Annotated in this window: 25 protein-coding genes; 16 read left to right on the plus strand and 9 right to left on the minus strand. The window is 42.7% G+C overall.

Going from position 1 to position 26,086, the window contains the following annotated elements; translation table 11 throughout:
* Positions 1-104: 104 nt before the first annotated feature.
* Together MHH60_RS06570 and gyrA are read right to left on the minus strand one after the other, a co-directional pair.
* Complete coding sequence (locus MHH60_RS06570) at positions 105-1,202, minus strand: HD-GYP domain-containing protein (protein WP_076124333.1); 1,098 nt, start codon at positions 1,200-1,202, stop codon at positions 105-107.
* 256 nt (positions 1,203-1,458) lie between these two features.
* Positions 1,459-4,032, minus strand: a complete 2,574-nt coding sequence (gene gyrA, locus MHH60_RS06575) for a DNA gyrase subunit A (protein WP_076132930.1) — start codon at positions 4,030-4,032, stop codon at positions 1,459-1,461.
* Between the two features lie 356 nt (positions 4,033-4,388).
* On the opposite strand from gyrA, the gene MHH60_RS06580 reads away from it, so the two are divergent.
* The gene (locus MHH60_RS06580; protein ID WP_076132928.1) at positions 4,389-5,264 is read left to right on the plus strand and encodes a YheC/YheD family protein; all 876 of its coding nucleotides are present in this window, start codon (positions 4,389-4,391) and stop codon (positions 5,262-5,264) included.
* 80 nt (positions 5,265-5,344) lie between these two features.
* Here MHH60_RS06580 and gyrB read toward each other — a convergent pair whose 3' ends face one another.
* The 6 genes from gyrB to dnaA all read right to left on the minus strand — a co-directional run bounded on the left by gyrB (position 5,345) and on the right by dnaA (position 11,673).
* Entirely contained in the window at positions 5,345-7,255 is a 1,911-nt protein-coding gene (gyrB, locus tag MHH60_RS06585; protein WP_036677726.1) for a DNA topoisomerase (ATP-hydrolyzing) subunit B, read from the minus strand.
* Between the two features lie 47 nt (positions 7,256-7,302).
* Positions 7,303-7,551, minus strand: coding sequence for an extracellular matrix regulator RemB (remB, locus tag MHH60_RS06590; RefSeq protein WP_036677731.1), 249 nt, complete (start codon positions 7,549-7,551; stop codon positions 7,303-7,305).
* A 17-nt stretch (positions 7,552-7,568) separates the two neighbouring features.
* Positions 7,569-8,687 carry a DNA replication/repair protein RecF gene (gene recF / locus MHH60_RS06595; RefSeq protein WP_076132926.1) on the minus strand — a complete coding sequence of 373 codons (1,119 nt, stop codon included), beginning with the start codon at positions 8,685-8,687 and terminating at the stop codon, positions 7,569-7,571.
* A 23-nt stretch (positions 8,688-8,710) separates the two neighbouring features.
* Positions 8,711-8,938 (minus strand): S4 domain-containing protein YaaA, encoded by a 228-nt coding sequence (gene yaaA / locus MHH60_RS06600; RefSeq protein WP_036677736.1) that lies wholly within the window; start codon positions 8,936-8,938, stop codon positions 8,711-8,713.
* Positions 8,939-8,986: 48 nt separating this feature from the next.
* The gene (gene dnaN, locus MHH60_RS06605; protein ID WP_036677739.1) at positions 8,987-10,129 is read right to left on the minus strand and encodes a DNA polymerase III subunit beta; all 1,143 of its coding nucleotides are present in this window, start codon (positions 10,127-10,129) and stop codon (positions 8,987-8,989) included.
* Positions 10,130-10,326: 197 nt separating this feature from the next.
* The gene (dnaA, locus tag MHH60_RS06610) at positions 10,327-11,673 is read right to left on the minus strand and encodes a chromosomal replication initiator protein DnaA (protein WP_036677741.1); all 1,347 of its coding nucleotides are present in this window, start codon (positions 11,671-11,673) and stop codon (positions 10,327-10,329) included.
* Between the two features lie 675 nt (positions 11,674-12,348).
* Here dnaA and rpmH point away from each other — a divergent pair.
* The 12 genes from rpmH to MHH60_RS06670 all read left to right on the plus strand — a co-directional run bounded on the left by rpmH (position 12,349) and on the right by MHH60_RS06670 (position 23,835).
* Positions 12,349-12,483 (plus strand): 50S ribosomal protein L34, encoded by a 135-nt coding sequence (gene rpmH, locus MHH60_RS06615; protein WP_036677745.1) that lies wholly within the window; start codon positions 12,349-12,351, stop codon positions 12,481-12,483.
* Positions 12,484-12,772: 289 nt separating this feature from the next.
* Positions 12,773-13,123, plus strand: coding sequence for a ribonuclease P protein component (gene rnpA, locus MHH60_RS06620; RefSeq protein WP_036677842.1), 351 nt, complete (start codon positions 12,773-12,775; stop codon positions 13,121-13,123).
* Positions 13,124-13,209: 86 nt separating this feature from the next.
* On the plus strand, positions 13,210-14,079 hold the full coding sequence (locus MHH60_RS06625) for a YidC/Oxa1 family membrane protein insertase (RefSeq protein ID WP_036677747.1): 870 nt from the start codon (positions 13,210-13,212) through the stop codon (positions 14,077-14,079).
* Positions 14,076-14,810, plus strand: coding sequence for an RNA-binding cell elongation regulator Jag/EloR (jag, locus tag MHH60_RS06630; protein WP_036677749.1), 735 nt, complete (start codon positions 14,076-14,078; stop codon positions 14,808-14,810). The genes MHH60_RS06625 and jag overlap by 4 nt, the downstream gene beginning before the upstream one ends.
* Before the next feature lie 109 nt (positions 14,811-14,919).
* Complete coding sequence (gene mnmE, locus MHH60_RS06635) at positions 14,920-16,296, plus strand: tRNA uridine-5-carboxymethylaminomethyl(34) synthesis GTPase MnmE (RefSeq protein WP_076132924.1); 1,377 nt, start codon at positions 14,920-14,922, stop codon at positions 16,294-16,296.
* Between the two features lie 39 nt (positions 16,297-16,335).
* Entirely contained in the window at positions 16,336-18,222 is a 1,887-nt protein-coding gene (mnmG, locus tag MHH60_RS06640; RefSeq protein WP_036677754.1) for a tRNA uridine-5-carboxymethylaminomethyl(34) synthesis enzyme MnmG, read from the plus strand.
* A 3-nt stretch (positions 18,223-18,225) separates the two neighbouring features.
* Positions 18,226-18,951, plus strand: coding sequence for a 16S rRNA (guanine(527)-N(7))-methyltransferase RsmG (gene rsmG, locus MHH60_RS06645; RefSeq protein WP_076132922.1), 726 nt, complete (start codon positions 18,226-18,228; stop codon positions 18,949-18,951).
* 414 nt (positions 18,952-19,365) lie between these two features.
* The gene (gene noc, locus MHH60_RS06650) at positions 19,366-20,181 is read left to right on the plus strand and encodes a nucleoid occlusion protein (RefSeq protein WP_036677760.1); all 816 of its coding nucleotides are present in this window, start codon (positions 19,366-19,368) and stop codon (positions 20,179-20,181) included.
* 178 nt (positions 20,182-20,359) lie between these two features.
* Positions 20,360-21,121 carry a ParA family protein gene (locus MHH60_RS06655; RefSeq protein ID WP_036677762.1) on the plus strand — a complete coding sequence of 254 codons (762 nt, stop codon included), beginning with the start codon at positions 20,360-20,362 and terminating at the stop codon, positions 21,119-21,121.
* Positions 21,114-21,956, plus strand: coding sequence for a ParB/RepB/Spo0J family partition protein (locus MHH60_RS06660; RefSeq protein ID WP_036677764.1), 843 nt, complete (start codon positions 21,114-21,116; stop codon positions 21,954-21,956). Before MHH60_RS06655 ends, MHH60_RS06660 begins: the two co-directional genes overlap by 8 nt.
* Positions 21,957-22,152: 196 nt before the next feature.
* Entirely contained in the window at positions 22,153-23,298 is a 1,146-nt protein-coding gene (locus tag MHH60_RS06665) for an aminotransferase class V-fold PLP-dependent enzyme (protein WP_076132921.1), read from the plus strand.
* Positions 23,299-23,334: 36 nt separating this feature from the next.
* A complete protein-coding gene (locus MHH60_RS06670; RefSeq protein WP_036677768.1) occupies positions 23,335-23,835 on the plus strand; it encodes a DUF4446 family protein in 501 nt (166 codons plus the stop codon).
* Here the strand turns inward: MHH60_RS06670 and yyaC are convergent.
* Positions 23,807-24,415, minus strand: a complete 609-nt coding sequence (gene yyaC / locus MHH60_RS06675) for a spore protease YyaC (protein ID WP_036677770.1) — start codon at positions 24,413-24,415, stop codon at positions 23,807-23,809. The two genes, MHH60_RS06670 and yyaC, sit on opposite strands and share 29 nt — an antisense overlap.
* Before the next feature lie 119 nt (positions 24,416-24,534).
* Here yyaC and MHH60_RS06680 point away from each other — a divergent pair, with 119 nt between their 5' ends.
* From MHH60_RS06680 to MHH60_RS06690, 3 genes are read left to right on the plus strand one after another with little or no spacing between them, the layout of a single operon-like run.
* Positions 24,535-24,780, plus strand: coding sequence for a DUF3343 domain-containing protein (locus tag MHH60_RS06680; protein WP_076124321.1), 246 nt, complete (start codon positions 24,535-24,537; stop codon positions 24,778-24,780).
* A gap of 21 nt (positions 24,781-24,801) precedes the next feature.
* Positions 24,802-25,842 carry a mechanosensitive ion channel family protein gene (locus MHH60_RS06685; protein WP_076132919.1) on the plus strand — a complete coding sequence of 347 codons (1,041 nt, stop codon included), beginning with the start codon at positions 24,802-24,804 and terminating at the stop codon, positions 25,840-25,842.
* On the plus strand, positions 25,842-26,054 hold the full coding sequence (locus tag MHH60_RS06690; RefSeq protein ID WP_076132917.1) for a DUF951 domain-containing protein: 213 nt from the start codon (positions 25,842-25,844) through the stop codon (positions 26,052-26,054). Before MHH60_RS06685 ends, MHH60_RS06690 begins: the two co-directional genes overlap by 1 nt.
* Positions 26,055-26,086: the final 32 nt, after the last annotated feature.

Here is a 26,086-nt window from a genome sequence, read left to right on the forward strand (position 1 = left end):
TCTTTTTTTGAAATATAATAGATAAATGAGAGACTGTGCTGCCAAAAGCCTCAATACTGCGATATAGAGTGGCTAGCACAGCCTTATTCCCTTGTAACTACACCCTATGCAATGATCTCTTGAATATACAATTCACGTTCCAGCATCAAGTTAACTATTGTTTCCTCAATCTTAACCATCGGACGTGTAGGGTTTGCGCGATCAGTGAAGATAATCTCCCCATGACGCCCATCGCTTAATTTGATTCTAGTGCCATTAAAGAGATCAGTACTCTTCTGTATAAACGTCTGCACAATCACTGGGTCAAGCTTACCGAAGCTTTCTGTCAGAATCTGCTCTAGTACCAAATAAGGAGACTGTGCTCTTCTGTAGGCTCTTTCTAAGGTCATAGCATGAAATATATCTGCTACTGCGACTACTTTAGCGTAGAAATGAATCTGACTGCCGTCCAGCTTCAATGGATAACCAGAGCCATCAATCTTCTCATGATGCTGCAAGGCGGCAAGTCTTACCCCTTCATTAATCGCTGTAACATTGCGTAATAATTGATAACCATATGTAGTGTGTCGGCGTACCTCTTCTATTTCACTATTGTTAAGTGACTCCGGTTTCTGTAAAAGTGAGCTGTCTACTTTTGCATTACCGATATCATGTAATAATCCTGCAAAAGCAATCTGCATCCAATCCTTTTGTGGGTACCCACACCACTGAGCGATTTTATAGGAGGTCAACGCGGACAACACAGCATTGTGATAGTTGTAATCCTCATATTTTAAAGTGCGCGGTGTAAACTTCAAAACATGATAATCCTTCAAATAACCTATTAATGTCTCTAACTGACTGCGAAGCTCAAAAATAGGAAGTGAAGCTGCCGTTACCGATCGATAGCTGTTCTTAATAAGAGTGAGCATTTTATCGTATTCATCATGTAGAGGAGAATTAGTCTTGGCCAACATCGATTCGTTGATAATGGCTCCAGCTTTAGGGGAAGCTTGCTTAGCTGTTGTTTTGGCTCCATCCGAACTCGCCTCACCTTGGTCACCTTCGATTTCCACTTGCCCAATCAAAAAAGCCTGTAAAATATCTAGATCACGAGGGAGCAATATTTTTCCCTTAGTGAATAAAGTCCCCCCTAAAGGTGTAATTACATCCTTTATTATCTTTGAGCCTGCTTTAACTTCTCCAACCAATATATTTGGCATATACTCAGCCCCTTAATTTCTATAAGCCGTACACCCAGCATTACCTCACATTGATAAGACAGATAATTTCTGAGAAATTAGTACTTTATAGGATTCTATTGGCTAATTATAGTACGGATAAATGGAAGACACTAGTGCAGTGAAAACTATTCTTTCAAAATATTTATTTTATTTTTTGAAGCATCGGTCATTCAAAAGGCAACAAAAAGAGCAAGAACTTCTGGAATAGAAGCCCTTGCTCTTTTTTGAATTCAACCTATTCTAGGTCAGTGTCTTCGTCCTCAGTCAGGATCTCAGGCTGATCAATATCGCCAGATTCCTCGACTGTATCCTGCCCATCCAGGCCTTCTTGCCCTTCCAAGCCTTCCAGACCTTCCAGACCTTCCACTTCCTCAGATTCATCCTCTTCGTTCTTGTCAGCTCTACACAGGGTAGCTACTGCGTCATCCTCGCGGATGTTAATCAGCTTAACCCCTTGAGCGTAACGGCCCATAGTAGAGATTCCATCCATGCTGGTACGAATCAGGGTACCGCTAGTCGTAATGATCATTAAGTCTTCATCCTTCTTAACGACCTTAAGACCCACTACAGGACCATTCTTATCGGTGAGATTAATGGTCTTGATCCCTTTACCGCCACGAGTCTGGGAACGATAATCACCGGCTGGTGTCCGTTTACCATAACCCTTGGTAGTAACAATCAGAACCTCAAGCTCCTTATCGACACAGTCCATACCAATGACATGGTCATTACCGTCAAGCGTAATACCCTTAACGCCAGTCGCGCTACGTCCCATAGAACGCACATCATTCTCTGAGAACGTAATCGACATTCCGCGAGCTGTACCGATAATGAGATTTTGCTGTCCATCAGTCAGCTTAACCTCGATCAGGGAATCTTCTTCACGAAGATTAATGGCAATAAGACCGCCTTTACGGATGTTGTTATAATCCCCAAGAGGCGTCTTCTTCACGATACCCTCGCGGGTAGCAAAGAATAAATATTTGTCGCTATCGCCATCTTCTACTTGGATTACCGCACTAATCTTCTCACCTTGTTCGATTTGAATCAGGTTGATGATTGGCGTCCCCCGGGCTGTACGGCCCAATTCTGGGATCTCGTAAGCTTTAATCCGGTATACTTTACCCTTATCGGTAAAGAACATCAGATAGTTATGAGAGTTACTCACGAAGAGATGCTCCACAAAATCCTGGTCCTTGGTGTCCATCCCCATGACTCCGCGACCTCCGCGCTTCTGACTGCGGTAGGTGCTGACAGGTAGACGTTTGATATATCCTGTATGTGTAATAGTGATAACAACCTCTTCACGTGGAATAAGGTCTTCATCCAGGATACTTTCTTCACCAACCGTAATCTCTGTCCGGCGTTCATCAGAATATCTATCACGGATATCCTGCAGCTCATTGCTGATGATTTCCAGTACAAGATGCTCGTTAGCCAGAATTTCACGGTACTCTGCAATTTTAACGATCAATTCGTTATATTCATTCTCGATCTTTTCCCGTTCCAGACCGGTCAGACGTTGCATCCGCATATCGAGGATAGCCTGAGCCTGCTCTAAACTGAGGCTAAAGGTGCTCATTAATCCTTCGCGGGCTATATCAGTTGTCCGCGAAGCACGGATTAACGCAATCACTTCATCCAGATGATCAAGCGCAATGCGCAGACCTTCTAAGATATGAGCGCGTGCTTCAGCTTTTTTAAGATCAAATATAGTACGACGACGAATAACTTCAATCTGGTGCTGCAAATAATGATAAAGAACATCACGCAGATTAAGAATTTTCGGCTCGTTATTTACGATGGCAAGCATATTAATCCCAAATGTGGATTGCATAGAAGTATGTTTATATAGATTGTTTAATACTACATTTGGATTAACATCGCGTCTCATCTCAACAACTACACGCATACCGTTACGGTCAGACTCATCTCGAAGATCCGTTATACCTTCGATACGTTTCTCACGTACTAATTCTGCGATTTTTTCAACCAATCTTGCTTTGTTAACCTGGTATGGAAGCTCATGCACAATGATGCGAGCCTTGCCGTTGTTCTCTTCGATCGTTGCCTTCGCACGCATGGTTACTGAACCACGCCCCGTACGATAAGCCTGACGAATGCCCTCACGACCCAAAATATATCCAGCCGTAGGGAAATCCGGACCTTGGATAAACTCCATCAATTCCATTGGCGTGATATCAGGATTCTTAATCATCGCCTGCACACCATCGATAACTTCACCAAGGTTATGCGGTGGAATATTAGTAGCCATACCTACAGCAATACCAGATACCCCATTTACGAGCAGATTCGGATAACGGGCTGGTAATACAACCGGCTCATTCTCTTCACCATCATAGTTGGGTGCGAAGTCAACTGTCTCTTTGTTCAAATCACGAAGCATTTCGCCTGCAATCTTGGAAAGACGGGCTTCTGTGTACCGCATCGCCGCGGCCATATCACCATCAATCGAACCAAAGTTCCCGTGACCGTCTACAAGCATATAGCGCATCGAGAAATCCTGAGCCATCCGTACCATTGTTTCATAGACAGCTGAGTCACCGTGAGGGTGGTACTTACCGATAACCTCACCGACGATTCTTGCAGATTTCTTATGAGGCTTATCCGCAGACATTCCAAGCTCCGACATCGCAAACAAAATGCGTCGGTGAACCGGCTTGAGTCCGTCCCGCACATCTGGCAAAGCCCGGCTAACAATGATGCTCATTGCGTAATCCATAAAGGATTCACGCATTTCCACGCCAATGTCCCGATCTTTGACTTGTGGGTTATTTTGTTCAGCCATGAGTTGCTGGACCTCCTTCAGTTAAAAAACCGCTACCCTTAATTATATTACTTTCACAAAAGTAGCACAATTAAACATGATAGCCTTTTATCTTCTAATATTGATTTCTTTTTGCGCTTATCAGGGTATTTGCCCTTTCCGCAAATATCTTTACTACATAGACTGTAAAGACAAGAAACACGGTTTTATTATCCTAATATCGTTCGATAAGGCATAACCCCATATCCTTATATTATACCATTGTTTAGGTAGCTTGTCCTGATTTTCAGCTGTCAAAGATTATGCTGCCACTGCATTTTTTACAACAAGGAACCCAAAGGACCTATTCCTGCACAAAACTCATAAGGAGGAAGATAATGAAGATTCAACGCGTCCCAAGCAAATGGGCTAAAACGAAAGTCATCCTTCAAAATCACTCTCTATTACAATATGTGCCTGATACCCGTAAATTCGATGTCAATGCTCTTAAGGAGATGCTTGCGTTATATACAATGGTCTATATTAAGCCTGATCGAGGAAGTTATGGTATCGGTGTAATGAGAGCTGAGCAGCGTACTGTAACTCTTAGCACTAGCAAACAGAAAGCTGAACACGGTACCGACCTCGATAATGTTAATAAAGAAGAGCCAGAAGAACAGATCTTATATATTTTAAGATATGGGAAGACTGCGGAAGTGTTTTTCTCACCAGAAGAGCTGTATGAGAACTTACAGAAACGAATTCAGAATCGGACCTATTTGATCCAAAAAGGAATTGACCTTCTGCGTCATCAAGACCGCCCTTTTGATCTTCGGGTTCTTACCCAAAAAACTCCGTCAGGAGTATGGCAAACAACAGGAATGCTTGGAAGAGTAGCTGCCCCTCAAAAAATCGTCACCAATTATCACAGTGGAGGCAGTATCCTTTCCGTAAGTACTCTGCTTAAAAATTATATGCCGCCCTCTGAAGTCCTAGTTACGATCAATCACTTAAAAGTTTTGGGTATACAAATCGCGGCACAGCTTCAATCTGCCTATCCAGGAATCAAAGAGATTGGTCTGGATATTGCCATGGATCAACATCTGGATATGTGGCTGCTGGAAGTCAACACTCTTCCGTCCATTGCTGTATTCAAATTATTTCCAGATAAATCAATCTATCGTAAAATACATCGCTATGCCGTAGCCTATGGACGTGTAAAAGCAAGAAAATCCCCTTATTCGAACCGCAATAAACAATCTACAAGAGCCTAAAAAGAAGCTTGAAATCAAAGAACCTCCAGCGTTCTCATTCCGTTAGGAATAGAAGCCGGAGGTTGTATTAAATATTGTTCTTACACATCAAGGTATCTAACGTTCTTGGCATGCTCATGGATAAAGTCACGTCTTGGTTCAACATTGTCACCCATAAGTGTATCAAAAATACTATCTGCCAGCATCGCATCTTCAATCGTAACCTGGAGCATCATACGGGTCTCTGGGTCCATCGTTGTGTCCCAAAGTTGGGTTGCATTCATCTCTCCCAAACCTTTGTAACGTTGGACGTTAACCTTAGCATTTTCTCCAAAAGAAGCGATAATATCATCGCGTTCCTTCTCGCTGCCTGCGTAGCGGATAACCTTATTGCGCTCAATCTTAAAGAGAGGAGGCTGTGCAATATAGATATAACCCGCGTCTACTAGCTTCCGCATGTAACGATAGAAGAACGTTAATAATAGCGTTCTAATATGGGCTCCATCGACGTCGGCATCGGTCATAATAACCACTTTATGGTAGCGAGCCTTCGATAAGTCAAAGTCATCGCTGATCCCTGTGCCCAAAGCCGTAATGATGGCGCGGATCTCAGCGTTAGATAAAATACGGTCAAGGCGAGCTTTTTCAACGTTTAGGATCTTACCACGCAACGGTAGAATCGCTTGGAAATGGCGATCCCGGCCTTGCTTAGCCGATCCACCCGCTGAGTCACCTTCGACGATGTATAGTTCACTGATCGATGCATCCTTGGATGAACAGTCGGCGAGTTTACCAGGCAGAGCACTGACTTCAAGCGCACTCTTCCGACGGGTTAACTCACGTGCCTTACGGGCAGCTTCTCGTGCGCGTGAAGCGGAAAGTGACTTCTCCAGAACGCGACGTGATACTGCTGGGTTTTCTTCCAGGAACTCTTGTAATTTCTCTCCGAACAGTGATTCTACGATACCCCGCACTTCACTATTTCCGAGCTTAGTTTTCGTTTGACCTTCGAATTGTGGATCTGGAATTTTGACAGAAATAATGGCTGTCAATCCTTCACGCACGTCATCACCAGTCAGATTCGAATTGCTATCCTTCAGTACTCCCGCTTTACGGGCATAATCGTTGATGATACGGGTCAGCGCACTTTTAAAGCCCGATTCATGCGTTCCGCCCTCATGCGTATTAATATTATTCGCAAAAGAGTAGATGTTCTCAGTATACGAATCGTTATATTGGAGAGCCACTTCAACTTGGATCATATCGCGTGAGCCTTCCACGTAGATCGGATCCTCATGTAGTGCTTCTTTTTTCTCATTCAAATATTTCACATATTCAACGATACCACCCTCGTATTTGAACACGTTGGTGACATCCGTCCGCTCATCATGAAGCGAAAGCTCGATTCCTTTGTTAAGAAAAGCCAGCTCCCGAATACGAGTAAGCAGTGTCGAATATTCAAAAACTGTGGTTTCCGTAAATATTTCAGGATCCGGATGAAAGGTTGTAGTCGTTCCTGTCTCATCTGAATCGCCAACAATTTTGATATCATACTGCGGTGCACCGCGTCTATATTCCTGTTGGTAGATATGACCGTCACGTTTGACCTTAACAAGGACCTTTTCAGACAAGGCATTTACTACAGAGATACCCACACCATGCAAACCACCGGAAACTTTATATCCGCCACCGCCGAATTTACCGCCTGCATGCAGCACGGTCATTACGACTTCAAGCGTCGACTTCTTAAGCTTTACATTCTCACCTACAGGTATGCCACGTCCATTATCGATAACAGTGATCGCGTTATCCTCATGTATAATCACTTGAATCCGGTCACAATAACCTGCGAGTGCCTCATCGATACTATTATCGACGACCTCCCATACCAAGTGATGGAGACCTTTAGAACTAGTCGAACCAATATACATGCCCGGACGTTTCCGAACCGCTTCCAGCCCTTCCAGTACCTGAATCTGGCTCTCATCATATGTCGGTTGATTCATTGACATGCCTTCACCTACTTCTTTCTGATTATCTCTTTGTTACCAAATGCAAGTTATATTTCGAGCAAAATTTTGGCTCTTTTTTTAAGAGTGGAGGAGGAAATGGGGGAGTAATACACGATATTTTTAGTTACGACAATAGATTTTGCTTCCTCTTCGCCAATCCGCTCAAGCTTCTTATCCTGCTCAGAGTGAATAACGAATTGCTTAGATACCTTGGAAGATTTCTCAATCGAAATATCAAATATAGCAATTAACTCCGAAGACCTAATGATCTTCTCCCCGCCCAAATGAATATACATGATCGTCCTCCGCTCTTTTATAACTCAACTTTTCCATCATGAACATGAAATAGGCTGGCGCCCTTTAATTTATCGGCATTCAGACCCTCAATTCCGGTAGCGGTAATGAATGTCTGTACCTTGCTTTGAAAGGTTTCAATAAGCTGGGTCTGGCGGTAAGGATCAAGCTCGGATAAAACATCATCAAGAAGCAGCACAGGATATTCTCCGATTTCCTCATGGATCAGCTCGATTTCCGCCAGCTTAAGCGATAAAGCCGTGGTACGCTGCTGTCCTTGAGAACCGTAGACCTGAGCTTCCCTTCCGTTGATAAAAAAGGACAGGTCATCCCGATGGGGACCCGTCAGCGTCATGCCGCGCCTGATTTCTTGTTCTCTCGTTTGTGATAACTTTAACATAAAATTGTCTAATAAGACAGCTTCATCTTCCTCATCCCGATCGCCGAAAGAGGGGACATAGAGCAATTTCAATTCTTCTCCGCCGTTCGTAATCCCCCGGTGAATGCTTTCAGCCCATATTTGCAGCTTCTTTATGAATTGTTTCCTTTTTTTGACGATTTTAACACCATGCTCTACAAGTTGAGCATCCCAGATTTCCAGAAGCTCTTTCCCTGCAGCCTCTTTTCCCCATAATTGCTTTAAGAGATTACCTCTTTGCAAGAGTATTTTTTGATACTGCTGTAGGTGAAATAGATAACTAGGCTGAACTTGGCCGATCTCCATATCAAGAAAACGCCGTCTGATACCAGGGGTCCCTTTTACAATCTCTAAATCTTCCGGTGCAAACATGACCACATTCAGAGATCCAACAAACTCACTAAGGCGCCGCTGCTCCAAGCCATTGATCTTGGCTTTTTTACCTTTGGCAGATAGGGTGAGCTCCAGCCTGAGATCGCCATACTTTCGTTCTACCTCGGCAACGATCTGAGCTGCATCTCCGGGGGCATCGAAGGAGATAAGTTCGCGGTCCTTAGAGGTGCGGTGGCTTTTGGTCATCGCCAGGACGAACAATGCCTCCATGAGGTTTGTTTTGCCTTGGGCGTTCTGACCCAGAATCAGATTCACATCGCCCAGGCTCTCCAGACGCAGCAGCCCGTAATTCCGATAATGCTGCAGACCGATATTTTTAACAAACACGAAATGGTTCCTCCCCTAGCGTACTACTCTTTTACTCCTCCGCCTTCAACCTCAAAGGTCCCGTTATCCTGCACTTCAATTTTGTCACCCGGATAAAGTTTTCTGCCGCGCCGTTCCTCTACCTCTCCGTTGACCAGAACGTGACCTTCCTGCAATAACGCTTTGGCCATTCCACCTGTGGATACACAATCTGCGAGTTTCAGAAATTGGTCCAGCTTAATGTATCCACTGTGGATAAGTATTTTTTTCATGGTTTTTATCCTTTCAGCCACTTATCCACATGTTCATGAATGTTGGCATTAATTTGTTGTACGGTAAGGCAAAATAATATACAAGCTATTGGTTTGGTCAAGTGGTTTCAAAATGATCGGACTCATCATCCCTGTAAATGCAATAACGAGCTGCTCACTCTCTATGACCTTTAATACGTCAAGCATATATTTCGAGTTGAAAGATATTTTGAGAGGTTCACCTTTGAAATCAATGACTTCAAGTTCCTCGCGAACTTTACCCAGCTCTGATGAGCTTGAAGAAATTTCAATACCGCCTTGATCAAGCGTCTGCATACGAACAATATTTGTTTTCTCTTCCCGGGACAGCAAATAAGCACGATCAATCGATTCGCTTAATTTTTTTGTATCTAAAGTTAGTTCTGTTTTGTAGGTTGTTGGAATAATTCTAGAAGTATCAGGATAAATCCCATCTAGGATCCGTGAATAAAACAGTACTTTGTCGATTTTGAAGAGAACTTGATTATCCGCAACGACAATATCAACCAGCATATTTTGGTCAGGGATAATTTTGCTGAGCTCATTAAGTGTTTTACCGGCAATAACAATATTTCCGAAATTGACATTTTCCGTGCCTTCAAGTTTAGCAGCTCTTGTTGCCAAGCGGTGACGGTCAGTCGCTGTAAACTTAAACTCATTGTCGCTCAGATTCCATAGTATACCCGTTAATATCGGAGTTGTCTCTTGGGTAGAGATAGAAAAGGCTGTTTGTTTAATCATATTTTTCAGCAAATCACCTGGTAGAGAGATCGTGTCATTCTCTTCAATGCTCGGTAACACAGGAAATTCTTCAGGGTCTAAACCAACCATCTGAATCTCAGTGGATCCGGAAGAAATGTACGTTTGGAATCCTTCTTTTACTTCCATGTGGATTTCTTTGGAGGGCAGCTTCTTAATAATCTCGACGAAAAATTTAGCGGGAAGAACAACACTTCCTGGCTGATCTATCTTCACGATGGTGTGGCTGTCATTCTCTGCTGGAATAAACGATTGAATAGAAATATCGGTATCACTTGCAGTTAATGTGACGCCTTGATGGCTAACTTCCAGTTTAATACCGGTCAGAATAGGGATTGTTGTTCTGCTGGATATAGCTTTGGATACGTGTTGAATGGATTCGTTGAGCTCATTTTTAAGAATGCTTATTTTCATGATTTCACTCCTAGCTGAAAAATTGGGAATTTCGATGGATTCGAGTCTGTTAATTACGCGTCTTTACATGATGAATTATTATAGTTATTTAATAGTATTAGTAGTAGGGGCGACGAATATGTGGATAACCCCACCAAACAGCATAAAATTAAGCCTACCCACATGTGTATAGATTGTGTATAGGCTCTTTGTTCCTCTTAGGAAGGATTTTTAATTTTCTCCGCAAGATTATTTACCACTTTGTACAACTCCTGATCGACCTTTAATGCCTGTGTAATTTTATCGTGCGCATGAATTACGGTCGTATGGTCACGTCCTCCGAAAGCCTCACCAATCTTAGGCAATGAATAATCCGTTAGTTCACGGGATAGATACATTGCGATTTGACGTGGAAACGCTACGGCTTTGGTTCTTTTGCGTGCTTTGAAGTCTTCAAGGCGCAAATTGTAGTATTCTCCGACTTTTTGCTGAATATCAGCGATGGTGATCATCTTGGGACGACTGGAAGGAATAATATCCTTGAGCGCTTCAGCTGCCAAATGAGTGGTTACATCCTGATTGGTAAGCGAAGAATAAGCAACTACCCGGATTAATGCACCCTCAAGCTCACGAATATTGGTGTCAATCTGGTTGGCAATATACATCATGGCCTCATTAGGGATATCAAGGTTCTCTGCCTTAGCCTTTTTGCGTAAAATCGCAATCCGGGTCTCCAGATCTGGTGGTTGAATATCCGTAATCAAGCCCCATTCGAACCGGGAACGCAGCCGTTCTTCCAGTGTGGGAATTTCCTTTGGTGGTCGGTCGCTGGAGATGATAATTTGCTTGCGTTCTTCGTGGAGCGCATTGAAAGTATGGAAAAACTCCTCCTGTGTAGACTCTTTTCCAGCGAGGAATTGAATGTCGTCGATAAGCAAAATGTCAACATTACGATACTTGTTACGGAAGCTTTCACCGCGGTTATCACGGATCGAATTGATAAATTCATTCGTGAATTTCTCAGACGAGATGTAAATTACCTTGTTATTTGGGTTATGTTCCAGGACATAGTGCCCAATTGCGTGCATCAAATGGGTTTTGCCCAGACCTACACCACCGTATAAAAACAAGGGATTGTATGCTTTGGCTGGTGCTTCGGCCACTGCCAGTGAGGCTGCGTGCGCAAAGCGGTTCCCAGAGCCGATTACAAAGGTGTCAAAAGTGTACTTTGGATTAAGCAGATGGGTTTGTGCTTCTTCTCTTGATACTACGGGAGTCGGAGCGGATTGTTGAACCACAAGCTCAGGCGGCTTGCTTTCTTCAATCACGAATTTTACATCCACTTGTTTCCCTGTGACTTCGTAGACGGTTGCTCCTACCAGTTTGGTGTAACGACTTTCCAGCCATTCTACTGCAAACGTTGTAGGTGCCGAGATAATGAGAACCTGGGAGTTGAAGGTTATCGCTTTAGTAGCCTTAAACCAGGTATCAAAACTCGGCTTGCTTAATTTGGTTTGAATAATCGATAAAATTTGCTGCCATAATTCGGAAGTATGGCTGTCCACAGACTGTCACTCCTTTAAATCTTCCAAATGTGGCATCAGCCATGAAGTGGAAATGTCGAAGAAAATAGGTTGGTGCTGATATTTATCCCCAGTAGGCAATATGAAGAGACAAAAAAATATGGATAAATTTGATTTGTTCACAACTTTATCCACAGCTTGTTGATAATTAAGAGAACAAACAAATCTATTCACATTCAAAAGTAATACCATCATAGCAAAACGCCCCTTATTTTTCAATGAGCAGGGCTATTTTATCCACAAATTCAAGCACTTGTGTACAATTATTAGGAACACCACTACATATTGTTGATAATTTGTTTACGGTTCGACACTTTACGCCAAAGGTTCGATAATTTTATACACAGGTTGTGCTCAACTGTGAGTAGTCGACTTTATTTTTTGAGCACAGGTGGATAACTGTCATATCTTGTGGATTACTTTTTTTCTGGGGAGAGTTGTGGATAAACACCTGAGCTTGAGGGGGAGGAACAAGCCGGTAACTAGGTTGACTTTTGCTCATAAAATATGTTTAAATATATAAAGGTGTTTTCTGTAAGGATATGTCTCGATATATAAAAATGATGATTCTTGTAGATACTGTCCCTACTATAAGGACGGCTTAGTCCGTTTCTGCTTATATGACAGTAATTAAGTTCCTGTAAGGGAGGTGCAATTATGAGACCGACATTTAGACCAAATGTGAGCAAACGTAGTAAGGTTCACGGTTTCCGTAAAAGAATGAGCACGAAAAACGGCCGTAAAGTGCTGGCAGCTCGCCGCTTGAAAGGCAGAAAAGTTTTGAGTGCGTAAGTTAGGCCACTAAGGGACCACTGCGGTGGTCTTTTTTTACTGCTTTTTATTATTATTGCTCTGCAAAAGTCTAGGATCTCGCTTAATGCGCTAGCTACACTTTGCGGGGCTATTTAACGTATATTGAGAAATATTTTGTGAGAAGTTGAAATTATTTTTCCTACTATATATAGAAGCTTAATTTCAGCACAGCAAATGTGGTCGTTTATGGCTGCTTGCAAATGCCTATACTATTAGAAGAAAAAATTCGGAGGGACACTTAAACCGGATTTTTATGAAGGAGATTCCCGTGCACAAAAAGTTACGTTTACGAAACCGTGCCGACTTCAGTCGTGTATACCGCCATGGGAAGTCATTTGCGAATCATCAATTTGTAGTGTATTGGTTTGGCAAAAAAGAGGTAGAGCGATTTAGAGTAGGTGTGTCTGTTAGCAAAAAGGTCGGAAACGCGGTTGTCCGTAACCGTATGAGAAGATTAGTTAAGGAAATCGTCCGTCACCATGAACCTGAGATTGCAGGTGGCTTAGACATGGTGTTTATCGTAAGAAAAGGAGCGCTTTCCATGGAGTATGCAGAGCTCGAAAAAAGTGTGCTGCATGTGCTTCGTAAAGCCAAGCTACTCAAGGCTTCCCGCAAATAAAGGGTGCTTAAGAGGCTTGTTTATTTGTATTCATAATTATGGTATGATTTACGGTGGAATGGAATGTTTAAGAGAGGGGTTTTGAAGTGTCTCTAATGAAGACTAGACGAGGAAAATGGTTTCTCCTCATCACGGTAATGGTGTTGTCGTTAGCTGTTCTGTCGGGATGCGCTCCGTCGACTGCTGTCACGCACACTACGGAGGATTTGAAGAATGGAGGCTTCTGGCAAAGTAATGTAGTGTATTATTTCGCCATTGCCTTGGACAAGTTTGCAGATTGGTTTAACGGAGAATATGGTTTAGCCGTACTTGTGATGGTTATTATTGTCCGCACGTTGATTCTTCCGCTTACTATTAAACAGGTGAAGAGCTCGCGTGCAATGCAAGCCATTCAACCGGAACTCCAAAAGATCCAGAAAAAATATAAAGACACACCTGAAAAGGTGCAGCAAGAAACAATGCGTTTGTTCCAAGAAAATAAGGTTAACCCAATGGCGGGTTGTTTACCGCTGATCGTACAAATGCCTATCTTTATCGCTCTCTACAACTCGATCTACTATAATCCACATCTACGGGAGCATACCTTCTTGTGGCTGGAGCTTGGTAAACCAGATCATCTGTTTATCTTGCCAGTACTAGCAGCATTAACAACATTTATTCAAACTAGAATGATGACCAAAATGAACCCAGTGCAACAACAAGGGCCAATGCAGTTCATGATGATGATCTATCCAGTTCTGATCTTCGTTATGTCGTACAACTTCCCTGCAGCCTTGCCATTATACTGGGTGTACAGTAACCTTTACACTATTATTCAGAACTACTTCTTATACCGCAACAACGATAAACACAAATTGGCAATCGCAAGTGCTGTAAAAAGTACAGATGACTCCAGTCCTGCTCCGAAGAGCAAAGGCGGCAACAAGTCATCGAAGGGAGCCAAAAAGTCAAAATGAGCAAAGTCGTCGCAACAGGGAAAACCATTGAAGAAGCTGTAGAACGGGGACTAACCCAGCTTGGAGTTCAAAAGGACCGGGTAACGGTCAACGTACTTGAGCAGCCATCAAGAGGATTCCTGGGATTGATCGGTGCGAAAGGTGCCAAGGTTGAACTAACCTTGATAGCCGAAGCCGCACCGGCATCAGCGGCGAGTGCTCCGTCACTGCCTCAACAGTCAGCAAGAGAGAGCAAACAGGAGGCCATCGGCGGTGTGCCACGCCAAGATTCCGGACAACCGGTGGAGGAAGCTTACCAAGAAGCCGTTCATTTCATTGTGGATGTCGCTAAGAGCATGGGGCTCGAAGTGGAGGTAGAAATCGTCCACACCAAGGAATCCACGATTCTGCAAATTTCCGGTCCAGATTTGGGACTGTTAATTGGCAGAAGAGGACAAACTCTCGATGCTCTACAGTATTTGGCTAATATTGTAGCTAACCGTTATTCCGACAGTTTTATACGGCTTGTGTTAGATGCAGAGAACTTCCGTGAGCGCCGTAAAAAAACGCTAGAAGAGCTGGCTGATCGTTTAGCCGGACGTGTAATTCGCACTCGTAAAGAGGTTGTATTGGAGCCAATGTCTCCTCAGGAGCGCAAGATTATCCACTCCAGGTTACAGGATCACCGGCAAGTGAGTACCCTCAGCAAAGGCGAAGAGCCAAATCGCCGCGTCGTTATAACCTTGAAGTAAAGACTATATGGATGCAATGACTCCTTGACCAATGTAAGGAGTCATTGTTTTTTTTAAAATAAAAGAACGTTTCTATTCAAAAAATATAAGTTTTGGGGTGAAAAACAGCATGCTTAGTGACACCATTGCTGCCGTATCGACGGCATTAGGCGAGGGAGGAATTGCTATTATTCGGGTAAGTGGCCCACAGGCTATTTCCCAAGTGGCACCATTATTTCGTAGTCGAATTCCATTAACTGAAGCGGAATCACATACCGTTCATTACGGACATATCGTAAGTCCTGATGACGGAGAGAAGATGGAAGAAGTGTTGGTAACCGTTATGAAAGGACCACGTTCTTTTACGACAGAGGATGTAGTAGAGATCAGTGCTCATGGCGGTGTAATTTCTGTAAGAAGAGTGATGGATTTACTTCTGCAGCAGGAGATAAGGTTAGCCGAGCCGGGGGAGTTCACCAAGCGTGCTTTCTTGGGCGGACGTATCGACTTATCGCAGGCTGAGGCTGTTATTGATTTGATTCGCTCTAAGTCTGACCGGGCTTTTTCTGTAGCTTTAAAACAGGTTAGCGGATCCTTATCGGATCGAATTCATGCTTTACGCCATACACTTATTGAAATGCTGGCTCATATTGAAGTGAATATAGATTATCCAGAACATGATGTAGAATCCATGACAGCTGAATTTATTAAAGATAAAAGCAGTGAGGTTATGGAGGGAATAACAAAGCTGCTTAAGACATCTAATGAAGGAAAAATACTTCGTGAAGGGATTACGACAGCTATTGTCGGACGTCCGAACGTTGGTAAATCATCATTGCTGAACGCATTAGCGCGTGAGAATAAAGCGATTGTAACAGATATTCCGGGAACAACACGTGATGTAATAGAAGAATTTATAACGATAAACAATATACCGCTTAAGCTGCTCGATACAGCGGGAATTCGTGAAACGATGGATGTTGTTGAGAAAATTGGGGTGGAGCGCTCCAAAGCGGCAGTTAGTGACGCCGACCTGATTCTACTTGTGCTGAATGCTAATGAAGAGCTGCATGAGGATGAATTGGCATTGATGGAACAAATCCACGGTAGACAGTGCCTAGTAATCATGAATAAAATGGACTTACCGTCCAAACTGGATAAGGATAAGTTGCTCTCGTTTTTTGAGGAGTCAAACATTGTACCGATGTCCGTTCTGGAAGAGGAAGGTCTAGACAAACTTGAAGATGCCATTTCGACACTCTTTTTTGGTGGAAAGCTGGAATCGGGTGACTTGACATATGTGAGTAATGTGAGACATATAGCCCTGCTCAAAAAAGCCTATAAATCACTTCAAGATGCATACGATGCTGCAGAACAGTATATACCGATTGATATGATTCAAATCGATGTACGACTCGCATGGGAACAGCTTGGGGAAATAATTGGCGATACTGCAGCTGACTCTTTGTTAGACCAAATATTCTCACAATTTTGTTTAGGAAAATAAGATTCACGATTTAATATAATTTCAAGGGGGAAACAGGACATGAGTTATGATGGAGGCAACTATGACGTTATCGTCATTGGCGCTGGTCATGCTGGCTGTGAAGCAGCACTGGCTGCAGCCCGGATGGGTTGCAGTACGTTAATGATCACAATTAACCTGGATATGGTTGCATTCATGCCCTGCAATCCGTCCATAGGCGGACCTGCCAAAGGACATGTAGTGCGTGAAATTGATGCGCTTGGCGGAGAAATGGGCCGCAATATAGATAAGACATTCATTCAACTGCGTATGCTGAATACAGGTAAAGGACCAGCAGTACATGCTTTACGTGCACAGGCTGATAAATTCCTTTATCAACATACAATGAAGGAAACTATGGAGAAAACGCCTAATTTGACACTTCGTCAAGGGATGGTTGAGCGTTTAATCGTTGAGGATGGACGTTGTGTAGGTGTAGTTACGAAGACTGGCACTGAATACCATAGTAAGACTGTTATCCTGACAACAGGTACTTACCTGCGTGGTAAAGTGATTATGGGTGAGCTAACATATGAAAGTGGACCTAACAATCAACAGCCATCCGTGAAGCTTTCTGAGAACTTGCGGGAGCTTGGGTTTGAATTGGTGCGTTTTAAAACAGGTACTCCACCACGTGTACATCGTGATACGATCGATTTCTCTAAGACAGAAATTCAACCAGGAGACGATGAACCGAAATTCTTTTCGTTCGAAACGAAATCATCCGATAACGAACAGCTTCCTTGTTGGTTAACGTATACCTCTGAGGTTACTCATCAGATTATTAATGATAACCTTCATCGTGCGCCAATGTTCACAGGTATTATCGAAGGAACTGGCCCACGTTATTGCCCTTCTATAGAAGATAAGGTCGTAAGATTTAGTGATAAATCTAAGCATCAGATCTTTTTAGAGCCAGAGGGAAAAAATACATCGGAATACTATGTACAAGGTCTGTCCACTAGTCTTCCTGAGGATGTACAGTTAGCTATCTTGCGTTCCATCCCTGGTATGGAAAAGGTAGAGATGATGCGTAACGGCTATGCTATTGAATATGATGCAATGGTTCCTACACAGCTATGGCCATCTCTTGAAACTAAACGTCTTCCAGGTCTGTTCACTGCTGGACAAATCAATGGCACTTCCGGTTATGAGGAAGCAGCAGGCCAAGGGGTTATGGCTGGAATTAATGCAGCACGCAAAGTGCAAGACAAAGAACCCGTAATCCTAGATCGTTCACAGGGATACATTGGTGTACTCATTGATGATCTCGTGACTAAGGGAACGAATGAACCTTACCGTCTGCTTACTTCACGTGCAGAATATCGTTTGTTGCTTCGCCATGACAATGCAGATCTAAGACTTACACCTATCGGTTACGACATTGGTTTGATCACACAGGAACGTTTTGATAACTTCACAGATAAGAAAGAACGGGTGGAGCGTGAAATTGTTCGTCTGCAAGAAACAAAGGTTAAACCTGTTGATGTAAATCAAGTACTAGCGCAATATGAATCGGCACCTATTGTAGATGGCAGCAATTTGCTTGTTCTGATGCGGCGCCCAGAGCTTGTATATAGTTTTGTTGATCAAGTATCACCATCACCAGAGATGCTGGACGCAGAAATGAAGGAGCAAGTAGAAATCCAAATTAAATATGCCGGATATATAGAAAAACAACTTCAACATGTGGAGCGCCTGCAAAAGATGGAGAAGAAGAAAATTCCAGATGACATTAATTATAATGAAATCCATGGATTAGCGATGGAAGCGCGGCAGAAGCTGACTAAGATTCACCCGATCTCTATCGGGCAGGCTTCTCGGATTGCGGGAGTTACACCTGCTGATATTTCCATTCTTCTTGTATATCTTGAGCATTACAACCGGGTAACCGCGGCGAAAGGATAAGGTATGGATAATACGGAAGTTCAATTCACACAACTATTACAGGAACGGGGCATATCCCTTACAGCAGAACAGTTAGCACAATTTGATCTGTATTATAAGGAACTCGTAACCTGGAATGAAAAAATGAATCTGACGGGTATAACTGAGCGAGAGCAGGTATATACGAAGCATTTCTATGATTCTATTTCATTAGCTTTTTTCCTTGATATTAACGAGATCACCAATCTCGCAGATATCGGTTCAGGAGCTGGGTTTCCAGGAATCCCACTTAAAATATGTTTTCCTCATTTGAAGCTAACGATTGTTGATTCGCTCAATAAACGAATTTCATTTCTGCAGCATGTAAGTACGACATTGGGATTAACTGATGTACAATTGATCCATGGGCGGGCAGAAGATGTCGCGCGCAAGTTCACTCATCGTGATGCCTATGATTTGGTTACAGCACGTGCGGTAGCAAGACTATCTTTATTGAATGAATTTTGTCTCCCCTTCACACGCAAAGATGGGGTGTTTGCTGCAATGAAGGGTAGCGATCCTTCAGAGGAATTAAGCGAAGCTAAGTACAGCTTAAAAGAGCTTCGTGCTGAACTCAGCAAAGTGGAGTCGTTCAGCTTACCCGTGGAGGAGTCGGATCGACATATTGTTATGATTCGTAAGACAGGAGCAACACCAGCTAAATATCCAAGAAAAGCGGGAGTTCCTGCCAAAATGCCATTGATAAAATAATGTTTCACGTGAAACATTACCGCTACTCAAAGTTCCTTTAGGAGCATTCTCTTTAAACAAAGGGAATGCTCTTTTTTTATGAAAATGATGAAAACAAAAATCGATAAATATCAAATTAGACAAAAATTAGATTTATAAGCTGATTTGGTTGTTGCACCTGTAAAAATGCAGGAAAAATAGGTCTTTACGGAGAATATGATTATGTAGAGAAAAGTGATAGAATAGCATAGTAGACTTTAATTTTGTATATAACTCCTTCTCTGTACTCTTGTTCGAAAGAAGGAGAGATTATGATGCCTGTTCATTACAGGTAATTCCATAATATCAGAATGTTTTAGATTGCTGTACGATATGCTTTCCGTGAAGAAGGTCAAGAAGATCGTACTATAACGAAATTAGGTGGTTATGAACGGAATGAAAGAACAATTTACCAAGCTATTTGGGTTTAACGAGCGGAGCAGCGGAGAAGAAATCAAACAAATACCAGTTCATGAGGTCGTTAGCAGTCCTTACCAACCACGGACTATATTCGATGATGACAAAATTGATGAGTTATGTCAGACAATTAAAACTCATGGTGTCATTCAGCCTATTGTTGTACGTATGCGAGATTCTATATATGAGATCATCGCAGGCGAACGGCGCTGGCGGGCAGTTAAAAAGCTTGGTTTAGAGACAATCCCTGCTATTGTCCGTGAGTTCAATGATTCTCAGGCTGCATCTATTGCGCTCATAGAAAATCTACAGCGTGAAGGTTTGACCTCCATAGAAGAAGCTGTTGCTTATCAGAAGTTAATTGATCTTCATCAATTAACACAAGAAAGCTTAGCACAACGCTTAGGCAAGAGTCAGTCGACTATAGCGAATAAGATTCGTTTACTCCACTTACCTGAAGAGGTTAAGACAGCGTTGATGGAACGTCAGATTTCCGAAAGACATGCGCGTTCACTCTTATCACTGGATAGTGTGGAAATGCAATTGAAAGTTTTGGCAGAGATTATTGCAAAAGGATTAAATGTTAAACAAACGGAAGCTCGTATTGCTTTCTATAAACAAGTTTCGCAAACTAAAAAGTCAAAACGGGTCTCCTATACCAAGGATGTTCGTCTAGCTCTTAATACAATTCGTCAATCTATTGATATGGTGTCAGGCTCAGGTATGGAAATCAAAACGTCAGAAAATGACCGTGGTGACCATTACGAGATTGTAATCCAAATCCCCAAAAGATAAATTGTTTCAAAAGCTGAAGGCGGCCTTAAAGTGATTGGCCGCCTTTTGTGTGACTTTAACCAGGATGTATTGCTCAGTCCTGCATTTTAGAGTTTTAGCCTATATAAAGTAATATAGTTTGGCCGTTTGTACTTGCGATCTACGAGAAGATTCTTCCTAACTATTCGAGGTGAAATTAGTGTCCAAGATTATTGCCATAGCAAATCAAAAAGGCGGTGTCGGTAAAACAACATCCTCTGTGAACCTAGGTGCCGGTATGGCTACATTAGGAAAAAGAGTGCTTCTAGTTGATATCGATCCTCAAGGCAACACTACCAGCGGCGTTGGCATCAACAAGGCGGACGTAGCGAATTGTATATATGACATTCTCATTAATGAAGTAAATCCTCTAGAAACGATACTTGAAACTCAAAATGAAGGACTGCACATCATCCCGGCGACTATTCAATTAGCGGGGGCTGAGATCGAATTAGTATCAACGATTTCCAGAGAGTTGAAATTGAAAAAAGCCCTAAATGCGGTTAAAAATAATTATGACTACATCATCATTGATTGTCCTCCATCCCTTGGGATTTTGACGATCAATTCCCTTACAGCAGCAGATTCGGTAATCATCCCGATTCAATGTGAATATTATGCGCTCGAAGGGTTGAGTCAGCTTTTAAACACTGTGCGTCTAGTGCAAAAAAATCTTAATCCGCATTTAAAAATAGAGGGAGTACTATTAACCATGTTGGATGCCCGTACGAATCTAGGGATCCAAGTCATCGAAGAGGTTAAAAAGTATTTTCAGGAAAAAGTTTACAGAACTATCATTCCTCGGAATGTCCGCTTAAGTGAGGCGCCGTCTCATGGACAATCCATTATTACTTATGATCCTCGCTCAAAGGGAGCAGAAGTGTATTTAGAGTTGGCAAAGGAAGTGATTTCTTATGAGTAAACGTTTAGGGAAGGGTCTGGATGCTCTGATTCCTTCTTTATCTATTAATGAAGATGATAAGGTAGTAGAAATCCCATTAGCTCAATTGCGAGCTAACCCTTATCAACCACGAAAGGATTTCAATGAAGAAGCAATCCAGGAATTGGCTGAGTCCATCAGACAACATGGCGTGATTCAACCGATCATTGTACGGAGTGTTTTGAAGGGGTATGAAATCATTGCCGGTGAACGCAGATTTCGGGCTTCGCAATATTGTGGTAAACCTACGATTCCAGCAGTCGTAAGAAATCTAAGTGATCAACAGGTTATGGAGATCGCCCTGATCGAGAACTTGCAACGTGAAAATTTAAACGCAATGGAAATCGCAGTTGCTTATCAAGGTTTGATGGATCAATTTTCACTCACACAAGAAGAGCTATCTCTGAAAGTTGGGAAGTCCAGATCCCACATCGCTAACTTCCTAAGACTGCTTACTTTACCGGAAGAAGTAAAAGAATATGTTTCACGTGGAACAATGTCTATGGGACATGCACGAGCTATTGTTGCCCTGAAAGATCCGGAAGTTATTAAACAATTGGCTGAACAATGCGTGGAACAGCAATGGAGCGTAAGAGAGCTTGAAGAAACAGTGAAAAATCTGGATCGAAAGCCAACGAACGGTACAAAGATTAAAGTTGTTAAACGTGATCCCTATATTGATAATGTAGAGGAAGTATTGCGTGAACGGTTTAAAACAACGGTTAAGATAAAACAAGGTAAGGAAAAAGGAAAGATTGAACTGAATTACTACAGTGCGCAGGACTTAGAAAGATTGTTGGAATTATTGGGTAACTAAATGGGTATCTATGCCAAGAACATATCCTGAGCTATCCGTAATCGGATAGTAGGGGTATGTTTTTTCAAAATATAAGGATGTATAAAGTACAGCTGAATATTATCCTTATATTTTCGACAGATAAGGTTATTATCAATAAAGGGCGACAACGTTATTTCTTCTTAATGAAAAAGAGTATGAGACGAGGAGCGGGGTTATGGAAGACTTCGTATATTTGGATCATGCGGCTACGTCCTGGCCTAAACCTCCAGAGGTGGCAGCTGCGATGATGAATGCTTTGCAGTCGGGAGCAAATGCTGGCAGAGGGAATTATTCGCTGGCCATGGGAAGCGGACGGGTGTTGGTGAGAGCCCGGAGTTTGCTGGCGGAGTTGTTTGGGGTTTCTAATGCACAAGACATAGCGTTTACCCAAAACACTACGATGGCATTAAATATGGCGATTAGAGGTACGCTCAAAGCAGGGGACCATGTAATTTCTACAATGACTGAACACAATTCTGTGCGGAGACCTTTGGAATATTTACGTAAGTCACTAGGGATAAGTGTTGATTATCTGAAGGTGGATCGGGCAGGTCAATTGGATTTGAACGAATTAGGCAAAACGTTTCGACCAAACACTAAAATGGTAATTTGTAATCATAGCTCCAACTTACTAGGTAGTATACTTCCCATTGGTGAAATCGGAGATCTAGCTAAAGCAAAGGGTGCTATATTTCTAGTGGATGCTGCTCAAAGTGCAGGCTCGCTTGATATTGATGTGAAAAAGATGAATATTGACTTATTAGCTTTTCCTGGGCATAAAGGATTGCTTGGACCACAAGGGACTGGTGGGCTCTATATATCACCTGAATTGGATCTTGAGCCCTTAATGCATGGAGGCACAGGCAGTCAATCTGAGAATCGTGAACAACCCTCTGTTCGCCCAGATCGGTATGAAGCGGGAACGCAAAATGCGGTAGGAATTGCTGGTTTACTAGCTGGTGTTCAAAAGGTAAAATCGATAGGGACAAACGTTATCCACGAAAGAGAGTGGAAGCTGACTCAACTGCTGATGGAGGGGTTGTCCCATATTCCAAACATTAAACTATTAGGACCCACATTAGGGGCTCCGAGAACTGGGATTGTGTCGTTTGTAGTGGATGGGGAAGAATCGGCGAATATAGCCCACCGTCTAGATCGTGAGTATAAAATAGCCGTCAGAGCGGGTATGCATTGTACCCCACTGGCACATAAGGCTGTTGATACACTAGAGAGTGGTGCTGTTCGGGCGAGTGTAGGCGTTGATACAACAGAGCATAATATAAGCAGAATGCTAGCTGCTATGGATGAGTTATATGGCTGATGCCCGCAGCAGATAAATAAAAAGGATGGTCCATTCATGTCTGAAATGAATCAATTAATTAATGAACAGTTGCAGTGGTTTGTGTTTGGTTTCGTAGTAATTATGCTAGTACTGATAGTGACTGTAATCGCCCAGGGAGCTAAGCTGCGGACTATACGGCGCAAATATGAGGCCATGATGGCAGGAAGCGGTGTGGAGGATCTGGAAGGCCTTCTGGTTGATCTGAAGAACCAAAGCGACATGCTGGAAGAAGAACAACGTGAGCAAAAAGCGTTGATAGAAGCTACCCAAGTCAAAATCCGCGGCATGAAGTCAAATATCGCTCTGAAGCGTTATAATGCCTTCGGTGAACGTGGTAATGATTTGAGCTTCTCGGTGGCTATTCTGGATGACAATAGCAGTGGCATTGTATTAACCAGCCTTCATAATCGTGAGAACTCATATATTTACTCCAAGCCTATGCAAAATGGGGAATCACAATATGCCTTATCGCCTGAAGAAAAAGAAGTTATAACTCTCGCGTTGCAGCAGAAGTAGCATGTAGGTTCCATTGTTTTAAAGCAGAATATAGACTTGTAGCGATGATATCAGATAATCGCATGACTAGACTTAGTCGTGTATTCTGCAATACGAAATACTCCATAAAGCCGCCGACATTAACGATTCCAGTCAAATGGATATCTCCAACCGGCGGCAATTGTTTATTTACGCCAGCTCCTGGTCTGAGGGGACCTTCAACGACTTGGATGCAGCCAACACTAGTAGAGTGACCTAAGCAGGCATCTATTCCGATGACAAACGGGTTATTATATTTTTCATTAATTAGAGACAAGGTCTCTTCAAGATTGACAGCATGAACCGGTTCTTCAAGGGTACCGTATAAATGAAACAATGGACTATGAAAACGGGATAATGCAGTACCAACAAGAGGACCGAGAGAGTCTCCGGTGGAGCGATCAGTGCCTACACAGATGACGATAATTTGAGTCTCTGGACGAGTGCGTGAAAAGTGAAAAAGCAGTCGATGAGTAATTGCGGAATAGATATCGGGATCTGTATGTGATATTTTTAAACAAGACGTTTCTTGCGCTGCTGTAGCCTTGGATGAGGAGTTCATACCATCTTCCTTTCTAAAGGTGATTCTATTTGTTGGTATCTAGTATATGGATAGAAGAGGGGTTTTATACTACAGCAGCAAGAGATAGGACGATAAACCTATGGAGAGGCTTGACGTATATGCAGGATGAGATGTTAATAGCGTTTGACTCCACCCAGCAGGCGCTTCGTGCTGAAATGCTGCTTGAGTATGCTGAAATAGAAATTGATATATTTCCGACTCCGAAGGAGATCACCGCAGGCTGCGCAATTTCCATTCAGTTTTTTCAAAATGCGCTGGAAGAGGTAAAAAGAATTATAGTTGAACAGGAAATAGAAATACGCGGCATCTACGGAAAACACAACGAGAATTACATACTGATTTAGGGGTAGGGAGGAGTACATGCGATGAATATGTGGATACTGGAGGCTGATACACCCGGTGCGGATACATTAAAAGATGCCATTCGTTTTAAAGATAAGGTGTGGAATTGGTTTACCGATGCTGATATGTGGGCGGATGTATTATTTGCCGGTCTACGGATTCTTGTTATTTTTCTCTTAACCCGGGTTATTATTAAAATTGTTTCTAATATTATTGATCGTTCGCTTGAGCGCAAAACCGGTGGCAGACTTCTGTCCAACACACGAAGGTTTACTACGGTTGGGGAATTGATGAAAAATGTAGTGACGGTTATCTGTAATTTTGTGATGATCATGCTCGTGCTTTCTGAGTTCCACTTTGATTTGGCACCATTGTTGGCTGGAGCGGGTGTGCTTGGTTTAGCAGTGGGTTTTGGGGCGCAAAGTTTGGTGAAGGATGTTATTACAGGTTTCTTTATTATTTTAGAGGATCAATTTGCAGTGGGTGATGTAATTCAAACGGGGACCTATAAAGGAACGGTAGAATTAATCGGACTGCGAACAACCAGACTGTTAAGCACAACTGGAGAAGTATTTATTATCCCGAATGGATTAATCACGAACGTGACCAATTATTCTCTCTCGAATGCATTAGCTGTAGTTGATGTTCCTGTAAAAATGGAGCGCAGCTTGGAGGCCACGCTAGGTTTGATTGGAGAAGCGCTAAAAGGAATAGAAGAGCGTAACTCTAATGTTCTTGCTTATCCTAATGTGCTCGGTATACAGTCCATGAGTACTTCGGAATATGTAATTCGTATAGCGGCTAGCTGTTTACCTAATGCAAAAGAGGTTGCGGAGAGACAGATTCAGAATGATATTAAGCAGGCACTAGAGAAACTAAGCAGTCTAGAGCAGGCCCAAGCTGCTCAAGCCGAAGAGGAAGCGCGTTTGAAGGCAGAGGAAGAAGCAAAGGCTGAAATTGAACTGGCAAAAACAGAAAATGAGCAGGAAGTATCGGATACGCCTGACACTGGATCGAGACGCCAAATCGCAGCTACACAAGAGGGGAAAAAGGGGGAAGGGTAGTGGAACGTAAAGTTTTTCAGCTTGGAGATATTGTACAGATGAAGAAACAGCACCCTTGCGGTTCTAATGAAATGGAGATCATTAGAATGGGGATGGATATCCGCATTAAGTGTACAGGATGTCAGCATAGTGTTCTGATTCCCCGGGCGAAATTCGAGAAGAATATGAAGAAGGTACTGCGTTCTGTAGAGGGAAATACAGACAATAATTAAGCTTGCAAATGGCATGTCTGCATGATACAATT

The sequence above is a fragment of the Paenibacillus sp. FSL H7-0716 genome (genome assembly GCF_038002705.1).
Classification (GTDB): Bacteria; Bacillota; Bacilli; order Paenibacillales; family Paenibacillaceae; genus Paenibacillus_AQ; species Paenibacillus_AQ odorifer.